We start from the raw sequence: 18645 nt of genomic DNA on the forward strand, positions 1-18645 counted from the left end.
ATGTGTGCTCGGATTACATTTTCGAGAGAAGGAAGAAAGGATATTGTTATTTTAAAACCTTCAGAAATTGAAATTGAATCAAGTTGGAAGTTATTAACAGATACTGCAATTATACGTCTACCTCGCAATGTTCAATACTTTGATAAATTTAAAGTTAAAGAAGTTTTCAGACGAGGTGATTCGGTTAAAATTGAACTTGGCTATGATGGTAATTTATTTACCGAATTTATCGGTTATATAACAGAGGTTTCAGCTTCAATACCAATTGTAATTAAATGCCAAGATGAGATGTTTAAAGTAAAACAAATACCTGTCAATTTTTCGTCAAAATCAATCAAATTAAATGAATTATTAACTAAGATTATTCCTGGTTATTCAATTGATTCAATTGAAGGGTTACAGCTTGGTAAAGTTCGATTTTCAAAAACTAATGTTGGAGCTGTGTTAGATAAATTACAATCAGATTTAAAAATATATAGTTACATAGAACCATTGACGAGAACCATTGTTTCAGGTAAAATATATGCTGATAATTCTGATCATAATATTGTCAATTTTAATTTAGAACGTAATGCGGTCAGTAACGATTTACAGTATAGAAATCGTGAAGATATTACAGTAAAAGTAAACGGAACTTGCGTTGATAAAGGAGTAAAAATAGAATATAGTTTTGGAGATAATCCTGCTGATAAAAATATCGAATGGCAATTTAATGTAAAAACTAAACCTGAATTAGAAGTTCAAGTAAAACGGTTTTATAATGCAAATAAACGTGATGGTTTTGATGGTTCTTTTACTGTATTTGGAATTCCGCGAGTTCAACATGGTTGGAAAGTTAAATTGAAATCAACATTATATCCTGAACGCGATGGAATTTATTATGTAGAAAGTATTTCGAAAACATTCAAGAAAGCAGAATATCGTCAACAAATAAAATTAGGTAACCGATATGGACAGAACGCAGTTAGATAGATTGAAAGAATTGCTCGGATCTAATGCTAAAAATCAAGTTCCTATACAAACCGCTTGGGGGATTGTGAAAGAAGTAGATTGGGAGGAAAAAACGGCTACTGTTCTTGGGTTGATTGATAATCTTGAATATTATGATGTTTCTCTTGGAATAGGAAATACAATTCGAAAACCTAAGATTAATACAAAATGTATAATCGGTTCAATCGGAAATCAAGAGGTAGATAGTTTTTTAATTGATTGTGATGAAGTTGATGAGGTAATTATTAAATCAAAAGAATCTGAAATTCACGTAACAACAGAAGGACTTATTCTAAAAAATGAATCTGTTGAATTAAAAGAAGTTTTGCAAAAATTATTAGAAGAATTAGATAAATCAGTAATTAAAACGCCAAGTGGACCAGGATTATTCTCTGAACAAAATAAGGTTGTTTTTAAACAGCTGAAAAATGATGTTTTAACCCTATTTAAATAATATTTAAAATGCCTTTAAATCAAGAACAATTGAAACAAAACATCATTTCAATACAAGATGAAATGATTAATGCTGAAGATTACGAAGCTTCAAAAGAAATCTACGCATCTAGATTGATGCTTGCTTTTTATGAATTTTTGATGAGCGGTTCTCTAAATATTGTAGGAACTTCAGCTCAAGGTGCTTTTACAGGAACTGCAAAATTTGATGGATAATGAAAGATATAAAATTAGACGAAAATGATGATATCGCTTTTTTAAGTGGTGATTTTCAAATAGACGAAAGTACACTTCAAGAAGTAGGTATTATACTCGGATTAACTCAAGGAAATTTAAAAGAGTTTCCAACACTTGGAGCTAATTTATATCAATTAATTAATAGTAAGGTTTCACAAAACGAAATTAAGCAACGTGTAATGATTCATTTAGCAAAAGATAATAAAAATTATGATGAGGTAAAAGATTACATGCAAATAAATACTAAAACATTATGAAAGAACTCATCGCACAACATTTATCAGAATTAGTAACTGGAATTATAGCTGTCGTTGTTGGTTGGATTGGAAAATCTAAAATGTCAAAGAAAGTTGAAGATGCAGAATTAACCAAGCATATTCAAGGTATTTATAAAGATATGATTGCTGATACTGATCGGATGATTGATAATAACACGAAGGAAATAACAGAATTGAAATTGAAGTTAGCAGAACAAGAAGCATATTGGCAGAAGAAAATTCAAGAAGTTGAATCAAAATGGTCTAATAAATACAATGCGATTCAACGTGAAAATAATGTGTTGAAAAAAAGAATATCTGAACTCGAAAAACATTAATCATGCAAATCAAAATCCTACATAACCAAACGCTTTTAGATATTTCCATTTATCTATTTGGAACTGCAAATGGAGCAATGTCATTAGCAATTGCGAATGACATTAGTTTAACGGACGATTTGGAGGTTGGAACAATATTACAAGTTCCTGAAAACACAGATTTTGGACAACGATTGATCGCAGAATATTTCCAAAATAAAGGATTGAAACCTGCAACAGGAATAACGACAATTGAAAAAGAAATAGAAACGCCTTCAGGAATTGATTACTGGGCTATTGAAGTTGATTTTGAAGTACAATAATTATGAGTGTAGAAAATTATCAAAAAGAAATGATTACAGCGAAAACATCTAATTCAAATTTAGATGGGTTAACGTCAACTTCAAAAACGTCTGTTTGGCGAATGATGTTGTATATCATGGCTTTTTCAGTTGAGCAATTAGCACAATTATTTACAGTGCATCGCTCAGAAATTGACGCAAAATTTTTAAATCAAAAATCGCATCGTTTACCTTGGATTCAATCTTTGTATTTGAATTTTCAGTACGGGTTTGAATTAATAAAAGAAAAGGATCTATTCGATAATACAGGAGCAACTACTGAAGAAATTGAAGCTTCAAAAATAATCAAATATTGTGCAGTAAATGAAACTGCAAATGAGCGTGAAGTGATCATAAAAATAGCGACTGAAAAAGATGATGTTTTATCGCCTTTAGAGATTGACAAAATAGAAGCTATATATGAATATACAAAACGTGTAAAGGGAGCTGGTGTCCCATATACGATTATCAATTATTTACCAGATCGATTAAAGTTGAATATTCGTGTATTTCGTGATCCATTAGTCATCAATGCAAATGGAATGGATATTACTTCGGCTGAATATCCAATCCCAAAAGCATTACAGGAATTTATGAAAGAATTGCCATTTAATGGTGAATTACGCATTCAGGATTTAGCCAATAAATTGGAAGCGGTTACAGGAGTTAATTTGGTTTCGGTTGATTTAGCTCAATCATGTTGGATTAATGCTACAACTAATAACTACGGCGATTGGACAACAATCGACGTTCGTCGAATACCTGAAAGTGGCTATTTCACAATCGAAAATTATAACGATATACGCTATGAAGTTTAACATTGATTTTAATAAGCTCGTGGTTTTACTGTTGCCTACTTTTATGAGGCAACCTCGAATCATCGCTTATTTACGTTCGGCAATAGCTCCAGTAGTTAGCATTCATTATAATTTTTTAGTCAAACGAAATGATGATCATTATAAGTTAGATCACAATTGGCAGGTATGTTATTTAGAAGCTGCTTTGAATGATCGTTTTGATATTTCGGAACGACGTATCAAAATAGTTGAGGGAGATCGATTTGAACGAAAATACATCTATACAGAAGGTGAAAAAAAACCAAAATATTTAGGAACTCTTTTCATTCGTCCAAGTTCCGATTATGGCGATGATAGTTTCGATTTTACGGTCGATATGAATGGCGTAAGTGCGAATATATATGATATAGAAGCACAGGTAAAATTTTACAAGTTAGAAGGGACACGATTTAACGTAATAAATTTAGGATAGATGAATAGAATAAATATACAGCAAACAGGAGGTTTTCCTCTTGAAACAGATACACTTAATGCGATGCAAAATGCGTATGATATTTTTAATTCATTAGGAAATATCATTGCTCCATTAGCCATTATTAAAGGTTGCGAAATTTTAGGAAATAGCGTTGCAAATGGTGTGGTATATATCAATGGTGAAGTCGTAGAATTTCGTGGTGGACAAGCGGGCGCAACAGTTATTATTCGAGAAGAAACGCAAAACAAAAACTTTGAGAATGGCGAAAACAAATTAGTTTATCGTACACGTTATGCAACATTTGGATCAAGTGTACAAACGACAAATTACAATTGGACTGACTTTCACCGACCAATGTCAATCAAAGAAATTCAAAAACGATTGATGCCTGTAGGTTGTATTGTATTGGATTATTACGGAAAGATTGAAGATATACCTGCTGGTTATCAATTATGCGACGGAACGAATGGAACACCCGACCTTCGAGGAATGTTTATCGTTGGTTATGATCCTGAAAATGCAGATTATAAAACAATTGGAAATACAGGCGGTGCAAAAGAAGTAACGTTAACAACCGATCAAATGCCAAAACATAAACATAGTGGTAGTACTTCAACAGATGGAGAACATGCACATAGTTATACAGCGGTAACTTATGGTGGAAATAATAATTTCAACCGTGGTTCTAATGGTCAAGATTATAACGGAACTACAAGTCGATCAGGAAATCACTCACATACTTTTGAAACAAATGAAGTCGGAGGTAGTCAAGCACACGAAAATAGACCGCCTTTTTATGTATTGGCGAAAATAATGTATAAAGGTTAATATTATGGCTTTAGATAATAATACACAAATTACTGATAGAAATACAATTAATAATTGGTTTAAAACAGGTTTAAAACCAAATCAACAACAATTTTGGTCTACGTGGGCTTCTTTTTGGCATAAGTCAGATACATTACCAATTGGATCAATTAAAGGGCTTGGTGATTTGATTGACGGTAAAGCTGAAGAAAATCACACGCATGATATTTACGCGACAAATGATGCTACTTCGTTAAATTCTGAAAATGTAACAGCTTGGAAAAAGAAATTAGGAGTTGCTGATTTGAAATTTGATGACAAAGCAATTACAATTACACAAGATTACGCAGATTTTGGTTTACAAACTGGTGCAACTATCAATGCATTTAATAATGCGATTTACAGCGAAGTAGCGAAAAAATTAGATGTGCCGACAGAAAATGCAACGAATGAATATGTAATTCTTGGTGATGGATCTACAACACCTAAAGGCGATTTAGGAAAAAACTTTGCTAATACCGATTTGGTTGTAACTACCAATCGTAAACATACAGGAACTGCAAGTGTTGAGTTTGGTTTTCCTTTCAATTGTTCAAATCCTTCAATTCGTTATTCAGGAATATTAGACAAAAGTACCGATGCAACATTCAATGATTTGTTAGGTGTTGACAGTAACGGAAATACTGCTAAAGTAGGACTTAATGCTGTGACAAATGCGATGTCGAAATCTACAGATGCTCAGAAAGAAGCTTTTAGATTAGCGAGTAGAAAAACAGGAGAAACATATAGTACAGGACAACCTAGAATTGATTTCATTAATCCACCTATCATTGATAAAACTAAACCCTATGTACAATATGTTTCACTAATTGGATTAAACTTATTTCTTCCAAATGGTTCATATATTAACGTTTATAAGAAATCCGATGATAGTTTTTATAAAACTATTATAGATTTTCAAGTTAATCAAAGTCAAACGGGTATTGTAACATTTGGAGAAGACTTTTCTGAATGGTTAACAGGTGAATATTATTTTACAATTTATAATTCATTAAGTAATACTGTATCAATTCCTAATAAGAATAAGATACTTATTTTATCTGAGAATGTAGAAAATTTACCAATTCCTAACTTAGAATTTGAAAGCAATAATTCTTCATTAATTTTTACAGGTAATTCAACTAATATTATTGGTACAGTTTTTAATGCAAAATCTATAACACCTATAATAACATCTCAAGATGTTTTAGACGGTGTAGGTGTTGAAATATCCTTTAATTACTCAGGTAAATCTTGGGGTAGATTCCCCTCACGAATTGCATTAGGTTTAGTCTTACCTGATAAAACTATTAATGATACAATTATAGATTTAGGTGTAATTAGTAATACCAATGCTGTGCTAATGTCTGTTCCTGAAAATATAAATTCAGGTGAAGCTATAGTTGGTAATCCTACAAATACTGTTAGAAATTTTAAAGTTTTTATTGCTATGAAAAATGGTGTAGCTACTATATTTTGTACAGAATCAAAGCATATATCAACAGTTCTATTTAGCTATGTATCTGACATGTATTTTAAATTTGCCTTAGTAGATCCTTCTACAGGTAATGATGGAGGTAGCTTAGGACTATCAGGAATTACTAGAAAAATTAGATTATAATAAAAAAAACTACTACCAATACAAATAATCATGTACGAAGTAAGACAAAAAATTAGTAATCATCCTGTTCTCGCAGATTTAGAGAGAGATGTTGTGGTTTACAGAACCGCAGATAATATGGATGTCAAACAAATGCCTATTTCAGCACGAATAGAGCATTTCAAAGATGTTGAAGGTGTAAGAACACTTTTACCTGAGTTCACAAGAGAGGTCAAAGATTGGATAGTTAGTAATGATTATCAAATCAAACAACGAGATAAACAAAATCAACCTGTTTTGGACGAGGAAGGAAACGAAATAAAAGTTCCTGCATTCAACGCTTATCAAGCCTTGATTTTTCAAGCGTTAGAACCTATCCTAAAACAAGGTATTCTGAATGATGATTCTGAATTAAAAAGATTTGATTGATGAATTTCGTTTTAGTCATATTAGCGAAATTGCTGTACATCGCTATTTCACCGATTAATTTCATCTATGTGATTTTCATTAAAAAACGGTTCTCATGGAAGCGTCTTAACGGCTATTTCCGTGAAAATGCGGTATCGATAGACAGGTTTGGAAACTCGCAATACAGATCGTTGTTTAATGCTTGGTTTGTTGCAGAAAAAGGTTATCACCATGGGAATATCAATGAAACGATTTCAAGTGTATTGGGTAAAAACGAATATTTTGGCACGCTAACCAAAACAGGAAAAGTGTTAGTTTCTATTCTCAACTTCATAGATAAAGACCATTGCGCCAAGTCAATCGACTGGGACGTTAAATAGCATTTAAAAACATTTTAAAATCTAACAAATTACACTCGTAAAACTTACGAGTGAGGATAAACTTATTTTAAAAATTTAATATGAAAACAGGAAAAAAAGGACTTGACCTTATCAAGGAATATGAAGGTTTTTACGCTAAACCTTACTTAGATCCGATTGGTATTCCAACCATTGGATATGGTGCTACTTATTACCCTAACAAAGTAAAAGTAACCATGAAGGATAAACCATTGACAGAAAAACAAGCATCTGACTTATTAGTCCAAATGTTAAAGGTCTATGAAAATCAAGTCGCTTTATTGGTGACAAAACCAATCAATCAGAATCAATTTGACGCGCTTGTTTCATTTACATACAATGTAGGTGCTACTAATTTAAGTAAGTCAACATTGCTGAAAAAACTGAATGTCAATCCAAACGATAAATCTATTGCAGATGAGTTTGAAAAATGGAATCGCGCTGGTGACAAAGTGTTACGAGGTTTAACAAAAAGACGTAAAGATGAAGCAGCTTTGTATTTTTCTTAGTTTGTTGATAGGGACATTGATGTATTTCTCAAATTGCGCAACGAAGCGCAAAACGAAAGATGTAGAACAGGTAAAGGTTGAAAGTGAAAAATCAATCGTTAATGATTCTTCAGTAAACCTCCAATTGCAGAAATCAACTTATGATTATTTGCAAAACTATTCTAAGAATGAAACGCTATTGCAGAAGCTCGGTTTAACGTATGCTGGTAAAACGAATGAGGATAAAGGTAAAGTTTCTTTAAAACAAACAGAAAACGGCTTAGAACTCGATATACAAGGCGCAATTGCTATGGCGTTGGAGAAAGAACAATCGAAAGATGAAAATATATCATTTCAAAAAGTTATCAGTTTAGTTGATTCGGTTTATTCTGTTCGATTACAGCAAGATTTAAAGCAACGCGAACAGCGTCTAATTGATAGTTTTAAATCCAATACCGAAAAAGAGAAAACCGATGTAAGTATTTGGATTTATGTCCTCATCGGAGTGGTTATAAGTTTAGTCATCTTCTTTGCATGGCTTAATAATCAAATCAATAAACTTAATAAAATAGGAGGAAAATAAAGTCCTCCGAAAATTAAATACCTCTCACAGTAATTTAATATTAAAGCATAAAGCTCCCATTCGGAGGACGTAAGTCTTCTTGATGGGAGCTTTTATATTTTTTACTGTGAGAGCTACAAATTTATAAATATAAATCGAAATAAAAATGAAAAATTACACGCAAAGTCCATTGCCTTTTCAAGGTCAAAAGAGAAAGTTTTTAAACCATGTAAAAGAAGTTTTGGCAAATAGTTCAGAAGATGCAACTTATGTTGATTTATTTGGAGGCAGCGGTATTCTAAGTCATACTGTAAAACAACTAAAACCAAATGCTAAAGTTGTATATAATGATTACGACGACTTTAGTAAACGATTGGCTTCAGTTGCTCAGACAAATGTATTGTTGGGTAAAATTCGAGCAATTACAAAAGAATTACCGAAAGATAAATTAATACCTGAAGTACATAAATTGAAATTATTAGAATTGATTAAAGATGAAGAATGTAGATTGGGATATGTTGATTATATCACTTTATCCAGTTCATTATTATTTAGTGCAAAGTATGTTACTAATTACAACGATTTAACCAAACAAACCTTTTATAACAATGTACGTCAAAGTAATTATGTGACTGATGATTATTTGGCTGGAGTAGAAATAGTTCATCAAGACTATAAAGAATTGTTTGATCATTACAAAGATTTGAAAAATGTAGTTTTTTTAGTTGATCCACCATATTTATCAACAGATTGCTCAACTTACAACAGTAATAATTATTGGAAATTAAAAGATTATTTGAATGTTCTGGACGTATTAGTGGATACAAATTACTTGTATTTTACATCCAACAAAAGCCAAATCGTTGAACTTTGTCAATGGATGGAAGACAGAACCTCTATTGCTGAAGTAAATCCATTTAATGGCTCTACAACAGTTTGTATCAACACAACCCTTAATCATTCTGCCAAGTATACCGATATGATGTTGTATAAGTTGGATTTATAACAAAACTTTTATTGTTTGGTGGTTAAAGTTTGATATATTGGGCGGAAATAATATAATATGGAATTGAAACTATATGATTTAAAATCATTCTGGGTATATGAATTAAAGGATTATTGGAATTTAAGTGAGCATCCATTATATATCAAATTTGAAAGTAAAACTATTAAACCTTACTTTAGAATAAATGAAGATGAATTTGAAGGGGCTACAGCTATATATAGTATTACTGGTTTTGTAAGATATTACGGACAATTTGATTGGTTAATGAAGTCAAAGAATAAAAAAGATTATGTAATTGATTATACTCAATCTATGATTAATATACCATGGACTCATTTAAAATAATATTAAAAGCCGTTTAAATGTATTTTAAACGGCTTTTGTATTTGTGGAAAGTTTTGTGATTTTATTATACATTTCGTTTTGAAATTCTGTACTTTTCGTTTTGCGGATTATACAATTTTTAACAACTTTTTTTATTTGCTCTTCTTTATTCGGTTACGCTCAATCTCGAGTTATTATAGAACCTTCTAAAGAATATGTTCAGCATTTGAATGCCGCAAAATCTCATAAACTTGAGCTAATTGATGGTGATAAAAAGTTGAATAAATACATCAATCAAGGTAAATTGGTTAAAATAAAACAACGTGGTTATGGTTGGCGAGTTGGTGATTTAACGCATAGTCATTCGTATCTTATTCCAAAAGGTCGAGATATTTTGACAAGTATTGCAAGAGATTTTGTAAAAACAACAGGTCAAAATTTTTTCGTTGTTACATCAATGACACGAACGCTACATGATCAAAATCGTTTGAGAGGAATTAATAAAAATGCTTCTTCTAACGATAGTTCGCATAATTTTGGTGCTGCTTTTGATATTTCTTATGTTAGATTTAATCATAAAATTACACCTGATTCTAAACTAGAAAAAGAGTTAGAACAAGTACTAAAAAATTATGTCAGAACAGGCAAAATTTACTACGTAAAAGAATCTAAAATTAGATGTTTTCATATTATCGTTCGGAATTATTAAATTCTGAACGATTTTTTTTTGTTTGCAAATAATAACTATACAATAGCCCTATAAATACAAACAAACTACAAAAACCAAATAAGTTTGACATTCCAAATAAACTGATAACACCACCAATTAGAGGACCTGTAATTCCCAATGAAATATCAATAAACAATCCGTACGCAGCTAAAGCAGCTCCTTTACTATTATCCGAAACCAAAGCAACTGCCTCTACTCCCATCGCAGGAAAAACCAAAGAAAAACCAATTCCTGTAATGCCTGCACCTATAAGAGCGATAAAAGAATTTGGCGCACTAAAAAGAATTAACAAACCTATCGTTTCGACTATCATGCAAATAATTCCAACTTTTAATCCTCCTAATGTATTAATTGAACTATTAAAAAATAATCGTCCTACGATAAATAATAAGCTGAAAACACTTAAGCATAAAGCTGCATTCGACCAACTATAAAAGTCGTAGTAAAGTGTTATAAAATTGGAAATTCCTCCAAATCCAAGACCTGCAAGTGCTAAACAAATTCCAAAAGGAGCAACTGTTTTCAATACACTTATAAATGGTTGCGGAACTTTTGAAACTGCAGTTAATATATTTTCTTTATTTCTAGCTAAAAAATAACCTATAATCGCACAAACAATACTAAACAAACCAATAAAACCAAGCCCAAAATATTGATTTAAGATGACTCCCAATGGCGCTCCAATTGCCAATGCACCATAACTTGCAACACCATTATAAGAAATCGCTTTCGCTGTATGTTGTTGTCCAATTTTTAAAATTGCCCAGTTTATCGGACTTCCACCTACCATTCCTTCTGCTGCACCAGTAACCAATCTCGCAAATACAAGAATAGCTAATGACAGAAAATGATTGTTTCTTGTAAAGTAACAAAAGTATAATAAAACTCCAGCTAAAATAAACAAACTCATACTTAATAAAACGGCTGGTTTAGGACCTTTTGTATCTACAATTTTTCCCGCATAACCTCTCAATATAAAAGTTGTCACATATTGCAAACTAATTACAATACCCGCCACAAGCTCGGTAAAACCTAATGTTTTTGTAATAAAAATAGGTAAAATAGCCAATGGCAAGCCTATCAGTAAATAACCTATAAATGAAAAACTTACATAACCTATAATTTGCATGAAAATTTGTCGTGAACTCATGCTTAATTTCTCTTCCATAACATAATGCAATCGGTTGCAAATTTAGACTATTTAATAATGAAAGGCAATTATTCATCCATTATTAACTTTGAAAATATGTTATTCTTATTTACTTAAATTTAATCTTTACTTATTGTTGTGTTAATCCGAAACCCGCATAAAATATAGAATTTTAGCATCTACAAAACAAGAGATTCACACAATGAAAAAAATCGTATTATCGCTGGTATTATTTGGAAGTTTTTATACTTCTGTCAACGCTCAACAACTTGCTAAAGGAATTGTTTTTGAAGATAAAAATCAAAACAACAAATTCGATAAATCTGAAAAACGTTTATCGAATGTACAAGTTAGTAACGGAAAACAAGTTGTTTCTACAAATGATAAAGGAGAATATCAAATCGAGATTGACAACGAAACTATTTTGTTTGTCATTAAACCAACAAATTACAAAGTTCCGACAAACGAATTCAATCAGCCGCAATTCTACTACATCAACAAACCTAATGGTTCTCCAAAATTAGAATATGCAGGTTCTTCTCCGACTGGAAACACTCCAAAGAGTATTGATTTTGCTTTAATTCCTACAAAGGAAAACGAAAAATTTTCGGCTTTAATTTTTGGTGATCCTCAAGCTTATACAGAAGAAGAAATCGAATATTTCTCTAAAGGTGTAATTGACGATGTTAAAGGAATTAAAGGAATGGAATTCGGACTTTCTTTAGGAGATTTGGTTGGTGATGATTTGAATTTGCATCCATCTTATATAAAAACTGTTTCGAAAGTTGGTTTGCCTTGGTACAATGTAATGGGAAATCATGATATGAATTATGATGCAAAAGAAGATCAATATTCGGATGAAACGTTCGAGAAAAATTTCGGTCCAAATAATTATTCATATAATATTGGTAAAGCACATTTTATTGTTTTAGATGATATTTTATATCCTGATCCTCGCGATGGAAAAGGATATTGGGGAGGTTTCCGTCCTGATCAATTAGAATTCATTAAAAATGATTTAAAATTTGTTCCAAAGAATCATTTAATCGTTTTAGCATTTCATATTCCGTTGCGTGACACACGTCCAGAAGATAGAAATCAATTATTCGAATTATTAAAAGATTACCCAAATACAATTTCAATGTCTGCTCATACACATTTCCAAGAACAGATTTTTTATGCAAATCAAGATGGTTGGCAACAACAAAAACCTCATCACGAGTACAATGTTGGAACAACTTCTGGTGATTGGTATTCGGGACCGAAAGATGCAAAAGGAGTTCCGGCTTCTACGATGCGCGATGGTACACCAAAAGGTTATGCCTTTTTGCATGTAGATGGTAATCAATATAAATTTGATTATAAAGTTGCAAATTCACCAAAAGAAAAACAAATCGACTTGTACCACACAAAAAAAGTAAAAGAAGGTAAACGCAATCGTGCTTTTTTATATGCTAATTTCTTTATGGGACATGAATCAAATAAAGTTGAATATCGCGTAAATAATGGTGAATGGAAAGGGATGAATTGGGATCCAACAGTTGATTACAATTATATGGAAACCATCATGAAAATTGATAATGCAGAAATTACAAATATTGGTAACAGACCTTCTGCTCCAGAAATTTCGAAACATATTTGGTCTGTTCGTTTACCGAATAAGTTAAAAGTTGGAACTTATCCAATTGAAGTTCGCGCAACCGATTTGTACGGAAACACTTTTTCAGAAAAATCTTCTTTCGAAGTTATTAAATAACCGTTTTATACACATCTTGATGAGCCACTTCAAAAGAAGTGGCTTTTTTAAATAAAATATTTTACAATTTATTCATGTTAAATAAAAATCAATAAACCATTAATCAGATGTAAAACTAATATCAAGACCTCTATTTTAGTAATGTTTACTTAAAAATCTCTTAATCCTGAGTTAAACAACTTCATAAACAGAAGTTCTAGTTTTGTTAAAATTTTTAACACATAAACATTTCATTTTTACAGTCATGAAGCAATTAAAATTACCACTACTTCTACTAGGTGGATTTTTAAGTTTACACGCCAATGCTAAAACTTATACCGAAACAGATTATCATCAATCGATTTCTCAAGATCAAAATCCAATCAAAGGTCAAATCGTTGATCAAAACGGATTAGGAGTTGCAGATGTAGAAATCATCATCAAGGGAACATCTTTTAAAACATTTACAGACGGAGATGGTTTTTTCGAATTTGTTTCAGTAAATGTTGCTCATCCAACATTATTGGTAAATTCATCTCAACACAAATTTATTGAATACACACCGAAAGATATTTCTCAAGTAAAAATTACTTTACAAGAAGAATCTAACCAACTGAATGAGGTAATTGTAACTGCTTTAGGGATAAAGCGAGAGCAGAAAAAATTAGGATTTGCTCAACAAAATATAGGTTCAGAAGAACTTGCAACAGCAGAAGCGAATAACTGGTCTTCGGGATTGAAAGGAAAAGTAGCTGGTCTTAATATTATTTCTGGAGGAAATGGACCAATCAATTCTCAACAAATTATTTTACGCGGAGCAAATTCAATCGATCAATCAAAAAATTATGCTTTAATTGTCATTGATGGTGTTCCAATGAGCACAGAAATGACTTCTTCTGGAAACAATACTGCTTACATGGGCGATGATTCTCCCATCGATTTTGGTAATGGTATTTCTGATATCAATCAAGCGGATATCGAAAGTGTAACCGTTTTAAAAGGTCCTGCTGCAGCGGCGCTTTATGGAAATAAAGCTGCAAATGGAGCTTTAATTATAACAACAAAATCAGGTAAAAAAGGTAAACAATTAGGTTTAGAATATAAATCAACTGTAGCTATTGACGTTATTAACAATTGGCCAGATTTTCAATATGAATATGGTCAAGGAACTGGAAAAAGTTTCGATAAAAACGGTAATCCTTATTACTCATATCAAACCTCAGCAGATGGACCAAATACAGGAAGTACTTCTTCTGCATTCGGTCCAAAATTTGACGGACAATCATTTTTTCAATATGACCCTAATTTAGAAAAACAAGGGGCTGAAAGAACTTTATGGCGTGCGTATAAAGATAATAGAAAAGGGTTTTGGCAAACTGGTTTCACTTTCAGTAATGCAGTTACACTTTCTGGTGGAAATGACAAAGGAAGTATGAGAGCTTCTATTGGGCATCAGAAAAATAGCTGGATTATGCCAAATACAGGCTACGAGAATTATACTGCAGCTATTAATGGAAATTATCAAGTGAGTGATCGCATCAAAGTTTCGACAGCTTTAAACTATACTCGAAAAACAAGTGATAATTTACCAGGAACTGGTTACAATAATGGATCTATAGCCTATTTTATGATCTTCCAAAATCCAAACGTAGATTTAAATTGGTACAAACCAATTTGGCAAAAAAATTACGATGGTGTAAAAATGATTCGCCCGTATAGTTCATACATGGACAATCCTTATGCAATTGCTTACGAAGCGGTTAATCCAATGAGTAGTAATCAGATTGTTGGAAATATTAGAGCAGATTTTAAATTAAGCAATAAATTAAGCTTAATGTTACGTCCTGCAATTAATACCTATACACAATTGCGCGAACAAAAACGTCCATTTGATATGAATCGTACGCCGAATGGATATTACAAAAGACAAGACATTTCTAAAACTGAAACAAATATCGATTTCTTATTGACTTATACAGATAAATGGGGCGATTTTGGTTTCAATGCAAATGTTGGAGGTAATAGAAAAAATTATGAATACAGAAATTTAACGGCTTGGGTAAATGGTTTAGCTTCGCCTGGAGTTTATAAACTTTCGAATGGATTAACTTCTCCTTTTGCAAGAACGTATGACTCTAATTTAAAAGAAAATTCATTATATGGAATGGCTTCGTTTGGTTGGAAAGATATGATTTTCGTTGATTTTACAGGTCGTAACGACTGGAATTCTTCTGTTGCAGTAAAATATAGTTCATTCTTTTATCCTTCAGTTTCTTCTAGTTTTATACTGTCAGATTTATTCAAAATAAAAGGACCTATTAATTACTTAAAATACCGTTTATCATTTGCAAAAGTTGGTAACGGAGGTACAACAGGTTGGACAAATAGATATTACGATCAAAGCGATTTTACAGCTTCTGCAGTAGTACCTGGAAGATTATTTAATCCTGATATTAAACCTGAATCTACAACATCATGGGAAACTGGTTTCGAGGCTTTATTATTTAAGAAAAGATTAAGCTTAGATTTTACAGTTTATCAACAAAGTACAAAAAATCAAATCTTCGAATTACCAAATGATATCACAACTGGCTATTCAAGAAGAGTTGTAAATGGAGGAGAAATTGAAAACCGTGGAATTGAAATAGCAGCTACGTATTCTCCAATTAAAAGTAAAGATTTTGAATGGAAAATGATTGGAACTTGGGCTAAAAACGAAAACAAAGTAAAATCTTTAGTCGAAGGAATAGAAGGTGATCAAATGATTCTTGGTCAATCTGGAACAGTTTATCAAATTGCAAAAGTTGGCGGTTCTTCTACAGCTCTATATGGTGAAAAATTTGTAAGAAACGAAGCGGGACAAATCATTTATGATGCAAAAACAGGTGTTCCACTTAAAAATGGATTAATAGAATATGTTGGAGACGCAACACCTAAATGGAGAGCAGGTTTCACAAATGAAATCAAATTCAAAACATTGCGTTTCAGTTTTACATTAGACGGACAATATGGTGGAATTGTCTATTCACAAACTTATCACAAAATGATGGAGCAAGGAAAATTGGCAGATTCTTTACCTGGTCGAGAAGATGGTTACATCATTGGAAATGGTGTTGTATTGAATGCTGACGGAACTTATTCTCCAAATACAACAAAAGCTGATGTGGCAACTTATTATGCTGAATATAATCGTCGTGCTAATGTAGAATCTAATTCATTCGAAGCTTCATATTTAAAATTAAGAGATGTGAGTTTAACATTTGATTTTCCTAAAAGATTATTATCAAAGACAGGTTTACAAGCGTTGTCATTAACAGTTTACGGACGCGATTTATTCACGATTAGTGATTTTCCTTTATACGATCCAGAAACAGCATCATTAAATGGAAACACTTATGTACCTGGAGTTGAAATGGGACAAATGCCATCAACAGCAACGTATGGAGTAACCTTAAAAGCTTCATTATAATTTACAACATTCAATTTATTAAAATGAAAAAGATTTCAATTCAACTATTTTTTGCCTTCACTATAATTTCAACTGTTTTCTCTTGTACAAACGATTTTGAGAAAGCGAATGAAGATCCAAACTTAATCACAGAAATTAATTCTGGTTCAGTTTTAAACCCTGTTCTTTATGATTTGGCTGAAAATAATGTTTTAAAAAACTACGATATTACCGCTCAACTGATGCAAGTTCATATTCCTTATCCAAGTAATGCTATGGGACTTCATCGTTATGATGTAACAACAGGAACGGGAAATTCTACTTGGAATAATGCCTACACAAATCTTGTTAATTTGGAGGAAATGCTAAAAGTTTCGCAAAAAGCTGGAGATGTCAATTATCAAGCAATTGCATTAACGCTTCGTTCTTTAGTTATTTCAAATTTGACTGATATGTTTGGCGATGTTCCTTTTTCTCAAGCAGCCAAAGCAGAAGAAGGAATTACAAAACCAAAATTTGATACGCAACAAGATATTTATAAGCAATTATTAAATGATTTAGAAAAAGCAAATCAATTATATGTAACTAATTTAGGTCTAAAATATGGTACAGATATTTTATTCCCAAGTAGTGAAAAAAACATCAATATAACACGTTGGAAAAAATTCACAAATTCTCTTAAAATGAGATTATTATTAAGAATTTCGAATCGTGATGCATCTGCCTTAACAGAACTTAAAAAAATAATTGATAATCCGACAACTTATCCTATTTTCGAAAGTGAATCAGAATCTGCTATTTTACAAATTTCTGGTTTAGCACCAAGTTTATCTCCTTGGCCAAGAGCACAAGATTATAGAGATAGCAGAACATTCACAACATTTTTTATAGATAAAATGAATGAAACGAATGATCCTCGTTTACCAATTTTAGTCAATAAAGCTTCTAATTTGGATGGTTCTTCATTAGGTTACAAAGGAGTTCCTGCAGCTTACGAAGGAAATAGTTCTGATTACAAATTCAATCCGTCATCTCCTAACAATGCAATTGTTGTCGCTCCAATGAAAATTCCATTAATGACTTATGCAGAAGTTGAGTTTATAAAAGCTGAAATGGCTCAAAAAGGTTTAGTTGGTGATGCAAAAACTCATTATGATAAAGCTGTAAAAGCCGCAATACAATTATGGACGAATATCGAGCCAACTGCTGAATTTATGGAGCAAGAAAAAATTAAATACAACAATACGTTAGAACGTATCATCGATCAAAAATATTTTGCTTTATTCTTTACAGATTACCAACAATGGTTTGAATATAAAAGAACTGGTTTTCCAAAATTACCGACAACTTCTACCATGTTGAATGATAAAAAAATGCCTCGTCGTATGCTTTATCCAACAAGTGTTAGAAATTATAATCCAGAAGGCTATCAAAATGCACTTCAACAAATGGGACCAGATAACATCAACACGCGTGTTTGGTGGGATGTAAATTAATTGCATACATTCCACATTTAATAGAAAACGACCTTGTAATTAAGGTCGTTTTCGTTTTATTTGTATCTTCACTAAAAATATTTATGCATATCGAAGAGTTAAGAGAGTTTTGTTTAGGACTTCCATTAGTCGAAGAAAAATTTCCTTTTGATCAAACTACTTTGGTTTTTTATATCGCTGGAAAAATGTTTTGCCTTTGTGATATTGACGATTTTGATTCTGTAAATATCAAATGTGATCCAGATAACGCAATCGAATTACGTGCAACTTTCGAAGCTGTAATTCCTGGTTATCACATGAACAAAAAGCATTGGAATACCGTTAAAATTCATCAAGATGTAAAAGACGTTCAAATCAAAGAATGGATAAAAGATTCTTACAATTTAGTCATCTTAACTTTACCAAAATCCAAACGTCCTGAGTTACTTAAAGAATAATTTAAACTTAATTCTTAATATTTTTAGGTTATTTATATAGATATTATCATCTTTGTCTTTCAATGGGGTGCTAAAAAGCTGAGAATATACCCAAGAACAATTTTGTTCTATACCTGATCCAGATAATGCTGGCGGAGGAATTGATGTTAG

At 31.7% G+C, this 18645-nt stretch carries 22 protein-coding genes; 21 read left to right on the top strand and 1 reads right to left on the bottom strand.

The window, feature by feature from the left end:
• The 17 genes from HXZ74_RS11170 to HXZ74_RS11250 all read left to right on the top strand — a co-directional run bounded on the left by HXZ74_RS11170 (nucleotide 1) and on the right by HXZ74_RS11250 (nucleotide 10208).
• Entirely contained in the window at nucleotides 1-972 is a 972-nt protein-coding gene (locus HXZ74_RS11170; protein ID WP_286475467.1) for a hypothetical protein, read from the top strand.
• Entirely contained in the window at nucleotides 950-1444 is a 495-nt protein-coding gene (locus HXZ74_RS11175; RefSeq protein ID WP_286475468.1) for a hypothetical protein, read from the top strand. The genes HXZ74_RS11170 and HXZ74_RS11175 overlap by 23 nt, the downstream gene beginning before the upstream one ends.
• Before the next feature lie 8 nt (nucleotides 1445-1452).
• Nucleotides 1453-1659, top strand: coding sequence for a hypothetical protein (locus HXZ74_RS11180; RefSeq protein WP_286475470.1), 207 nt, complete (start codon nucleotides 1453-1455; stop codon nucleotides 1657-1659).
• Complete coding sequence (locus HXZ74_RS11185) at nucleotides 1659-1937, top strand: SH3 domain-containing protein (RefSeq protein ID WP_286475472.1); 279 nt, start codon at nucleotides 1659-1661, stop codon at nucleotides 1935-1937. Before HXZ74_RS11180 ends, HXZ74_RS11185 begins: the two co-directional genes overlap by 1 nt.
• Nucleotides 1934-2275 carry a hypothetical protein gene (locus tag HXZ74_RS11190; RefSeq protein WP_286475474.1) on the top strand — a complete coding sequence of 114 codons (342 nt, stop codon included), beginning with the start codon at nucleotides 1934-1936 and terminating at the stop codon, nucleotides 2273-2275. Before HXZ74_RS11185 ends, HXZ74_RS11190 begins: the two co-directional genes overlap by 4 nt.
• Before the next feature lie 2 nt (nucleotides 2276-2277).
• Nucleotides 2278-2577 (top strand): hypothetical protein, encoded by a 300-nt coding sequence (locus HXZ74_RS11195; RefSeq protein ID WP_286475476.1) that lies wholly within the window; start codon nucleotides 2278-2280, stop codon nucleotides 2575-2577.
• Nucleotides 2578-2579: 2 nt separating this feature from the next.
• On the top strand, nucleotides 2580-3413 hold the full coding sequence (locus HXZ74_RS11200; protein WP_286475478.1) for a nucleotidyltransferase: 834 nt from the start codon (nucleotides 2580-2582) through the stop codon (nucleotides 3411-3413).
• Nucleotides 3403-3864 carry a hypothetical protein gene (locus HXZ74_RS11205; RefSeq protein ID WP_286475480.1) on the top strand — a complete coding sequence of 154 codons (462 nt, stop codon included), beginning with the start codon at nucleotides 3403-3405 and terminating at the stop codon, nucleotides 3862-3864. Before HXZ74_RS11200 ends, HXZ74_RS11205 begins: the two co-directional genes overlap by 11 nt.
• On the top strand, nucleotides 3865-4695 hold the full coding sequence (locus HXZ74_RS11210) for a phage baseplate protein (protein WP_286475482.1): 831 nt from the start codon (nucleotides 3865-3867) through the stop codon (nucleotides 4693-4695). It begins immediately after the preceding gene.
• Between the two features lie 4 nt (nucleotides 4696-4699).
• Nucleotides 4700-6334, top strand: coding sequence for a hypothetical protein (locus HXZ74_RS11215; protein ID WP_286475484.1), 1635 nt, complete (start codon nucleotides 4700-4702; stop codon nucleotides 6332-6334).
• 30 nt (nucleotides 6335-6364) lie between these two features.
• Complete coding sequence (locus HXZ74_RS11220; RefSeq protein ID WP_286475486.1) at nucleotides 6365-6742, top strand: hypothetical protein; 378 nt, start codon at nucleotides 6365-6367, stop codon at nucleotides 6740-6742.
• Nucleotides 6742-7101: a hypothetical protein gene (locus tag HXZ74_RS11225; RefSeq protein ID WP_286475488.1), complete on the top strand. Its 360-nt coding sequence runs from the start codon at nucleotides 6742-6744 to the stop codon at nucleotides 7099-7101. Before HXZ74_RS11220 ends, HXZ74_RS11225 begins: the two co-directional genes overlap by 1 nt.
• An 80-nt stretch (nucleotides 7102-7181) precedes the next feature.
• Complete coding sequence (locus tag HXZ74_RS11230; RefSeq protein ID WP_286475490.1) at nucleotides 7182-7628, top strand: lysozyme; 447 nt, start codon at nucleotides 7182-7184, stop codon at nucleotides 7626-7628.
• Nucleotides 7603-8190, top strand: coding sequence for a hypothetical protein (locus HXZ74_RS11235; protein WP_286475491.1), 588 nt, complete (start codon nucleotides 7603-7605; stop codon nucleotides 8188-8190). The genes HXZ74_RS11230 and HXZ74_RS11235 overlap by 26 nt, the downstream gene beginning before the upstream one ends.
• Nucleotides 8191-8335: 145 nt before the next feature.
• Nucleotides 8336-9175, top strand: coding sequence for a DNA adenine methylase (locus HXZ74_RS11240; RefSeq protein ID WP_286475493.1), 840 nt, complete (start codon nucleotides 8336-8338; stop codon nucleotides 9173-9175).
• Between the two features lie 57 nt (nucleotides 9176-9232).
• Nucleotides 9233-9520 carry a hypothetical protein gene (locus tag HXZ74_RS11245; protein WP_286475495.1) on the top strand — a complete coding sequence of 96 codons (288 nt, stop codon included), beginning with the start codon at nucleotides 9233-9235 and terminating at the stop codon, nucleotides 9518-9520.
• Nucleotides 9521-9725: 205 nt separating this feature from the next.
• Nucleotides 9726-10208, top strand: coding sequence for a DUF5715 family protein (locus tag HXZ74_RS11250; protein ID WP_286475497.1), 483 nt, complete (start codon nucleotides 9726-9728; stop codon nucleotides 10206-10208).
• Here HXZ74_RS11250 and HXZ74_RS11255 read toward each other — a convergent pair.
• Nucleotides 10189-11379, bottom strand: a complete 1191-nt coding sequence (locus tag HXZ74_RS11255; RefSeq protein ID WP_280061990.1) for an MFS transporter — start codon at nucleotides 11377-11379, stop codon at nucleotides 10189-10191. The genes HXZ74_RS11250 and HXZ74_RS11255 overlap by 20 nt on opposite strands.
• A gap of 202 nt (nucleotides 11380-11581) precedes the next feature.
• Between HXZ74_RS11255 and HXZ74_RS11260 the strand changes: the two genes are divergently transcribed.
• The 4 genes from HXZ74_RS11260 (at nucleotide 11582) to HXZ74_RS11275 (ending at nucleotide 18495) form a co-directional block, all read left to right on the top strand.
• Complete coding sequence (locus HXZ74_RS11260) at nucleotides 11582-13135, top strand: calcineurin-like phosphoesterase C-terminal domain-containing protein (protein ID WP_286475498.1); 1554 nt, start codon at nucleotides 11582-11584, stop codon at nucleotides 13133-13135.
• Between the two features lie 244 nt (nucleotides 13136-13379).
• Nucleotides 13380-16583 carry a SusC/RagA family TonB-linked outer membrane protein gene (locus HXZ74_RS11265; RefSeq protein WP_286475501.1) on the top strand — a complete coding sequence of 1068 codons (3204 nt, stop codon included), beginning with the start codon at nucleotides 13380-13382 and terminating at the stop codon, nucleotides 16581-16583.
• Between the two features lie 23 nt (nucleotides 16584-16606).
• Nucleotides 16607-18058 carry a SusD/RagB family nutrient-binding outer membrane lipoprotein gene (locus HXZ74_RS11270; protein WP_280037062.1) on the top strand — a complete coding sequence of 484 codons (1452 nt, stop codon included), beginning with the start codon at nucleotides 16607-16609 and terminating at the stop codon, nucleotides 18056-18058.
• Nucleotides 18059-18141: 83 nt separating this feature from the next.
• Nucleotides 18142-18495, top strand: a complete 354-nt coding sequence (locus HXZ74_RS11275) for an MmcQ/YjbR family DNA-binding protein (protein WP_038333636.1) — start codon at nucleotides 18142-18144, stop codon at nucleotides 18493-18495.
• Nucleotides 18496-18645: the final 150 nt, after the last annotated feature.

The sequence above is a fragment of the Empedobacter sp. R750 genome (genome assembly GCF_030324345.1).
In the GTDB taxonomy this organism is placed as follows: domain Bacteria; phylum Bacteroidota; class Bacteroidia; order Flavobacteriales; family Weeksellaceae; genus Empedobacter; species Empedobacter falsenii_C.

Coding starts and splice junctions, on each gene's coding strand:
- HXZ74_RS11170 (WP_286475467.1), top strand. CDS start 1: ATGTGTGCTCGGATTACATTTTCGAGAGAAGGAAGAAAGGATATTGTT.
- HXZ74_RS11175 (WP_286475468.1), top strand. CDS start 950: ATGGACAGAACGCAGTTAGATAGATTGAAAGAATTGCTCGGATCTAAT.
- HXZ74_RS11180 (WP_286475470.1), top strand. CDS start 1,453: ATGCCTTTAAATCAAGAACAATTGAAACAAAACATCATTTCAATACAA.
- HXZ74_RS11185 (WP_286475472.1), top strand. CDS start 1,659: ATGAAAGATATAAAATTAGACGAAAATGATGATATCGCTTTTTTAAGT.
- HXZ74_RS11190 (WP_286475474.1), top strand. CDS start 1,934: ATGAAAGAACTCATCGCACAACATTTATCAGAATTAGTAACTGGAATT.
- HXZ74_RS11195 (WP_286475476.1), top strand. CDS start 2,278: ATGCAAATCAAAATCCTACATAACCAAACGCTTTTAGATATTTCCATT.
- HXZ74_RS11200 (WP_286475478.1), top strand. CDS start 2,580: ATGAGTGTAGAAAATTATCAAAAAGAAATGATTACAGCGAAAACATCT.
- HXZ74_RS11205 (WP_286475480.1), top strand. CDS start 3,403: ATGAAGTTTAACATTGATTTTAATAAGCTCGTGGTTTTACTGTTGCCT.
- HXZ74_RS11210 (WP_286475482.1), top strand. CDS start 3,865: ATGAATAGAATAAATATACAGCAAACAGGAGGTTTTCCTCTTGAAACA.
- HXZ74_RS11215 (WP_286475484.1), top strand. CDS start 4,700: ATGGCTTTAGATAATAATACACAAATTACTGATAGAAATACAATTAAT.
- HXZ74_RS11220 (WP_286475486.1), top strand. CDS start 6,365: ATGTACGAAGTAAGACAAAAAATTAGTAATCATCCTGTTCTCGCAGAT.
- HXZ74_RS11225 (WP_286475488.1), top strand. CDS start 6,742: ATGAATTTCGTTTTAGTCATATTAGCGAAATTGCTGTACATCGCTATT.
- HXZ74_RS11230 (WP_286475490.1), top strand. CDS start 7,182: ATGAAAACAGGAAAAAAAGGACTTGACCTTATCAAGGAATATGAAGGT.
- HXZ74_RS11235 (WP_286475491.1), top strand. CDS start 7,603: ATGAAGCAGCTTTGTATTTTTCTTAGTTTGTTGATAGGGACATTGATG.
- HXZ74_RS11240 (WP_286475493.1), top strand. CDS start 8,336: ATGAAAAATTACACGCAAAGTCCATTGCCTTTTCAAGGTCAAAAGAGA.
- HXZ74_RS11245 (WP_286475495.1), top strand. CDS start 9,233: ATGGAATTGAAACTATATGATTTAAAATCATTCTGGGTATATGAATTA.
- HXZ74_RS11255 (WP_280061990.1), bottom strand. CDS start 11,379: ATGAGTTCACGACAAATTTTCATGCAAATTATAGGTTATGTAAGTTTT.
- HXZ74_RS11260 (WP_286475498.1), top strand. CDS start 11,582: ATGAAAAAAATCGTATTATCGCTGGTATTATTTGGAAGTTTTTATACT.
- HXZ74_RS11265 (WP_286475501.1), top strand. CDS start 13,380: ATGAAGCAATTAAAATTACCACTACTTCTACTAGGTGGATTTTTAAGT.
- HXZ74_RS11270 (WP_280037062.1), top strand. CDS start 16,607: ATGAAAAAGATTTCAATTCAACTATTTTTTGCCTTCACTATAATTTCA.
- HXZ74_RS11275 (WP_038333636.1), top strand. CDS start 18,142: ATGCATATCGAAGAGTTAAGAGAGTTTTGTTTAGGACTTCCATTAGTC.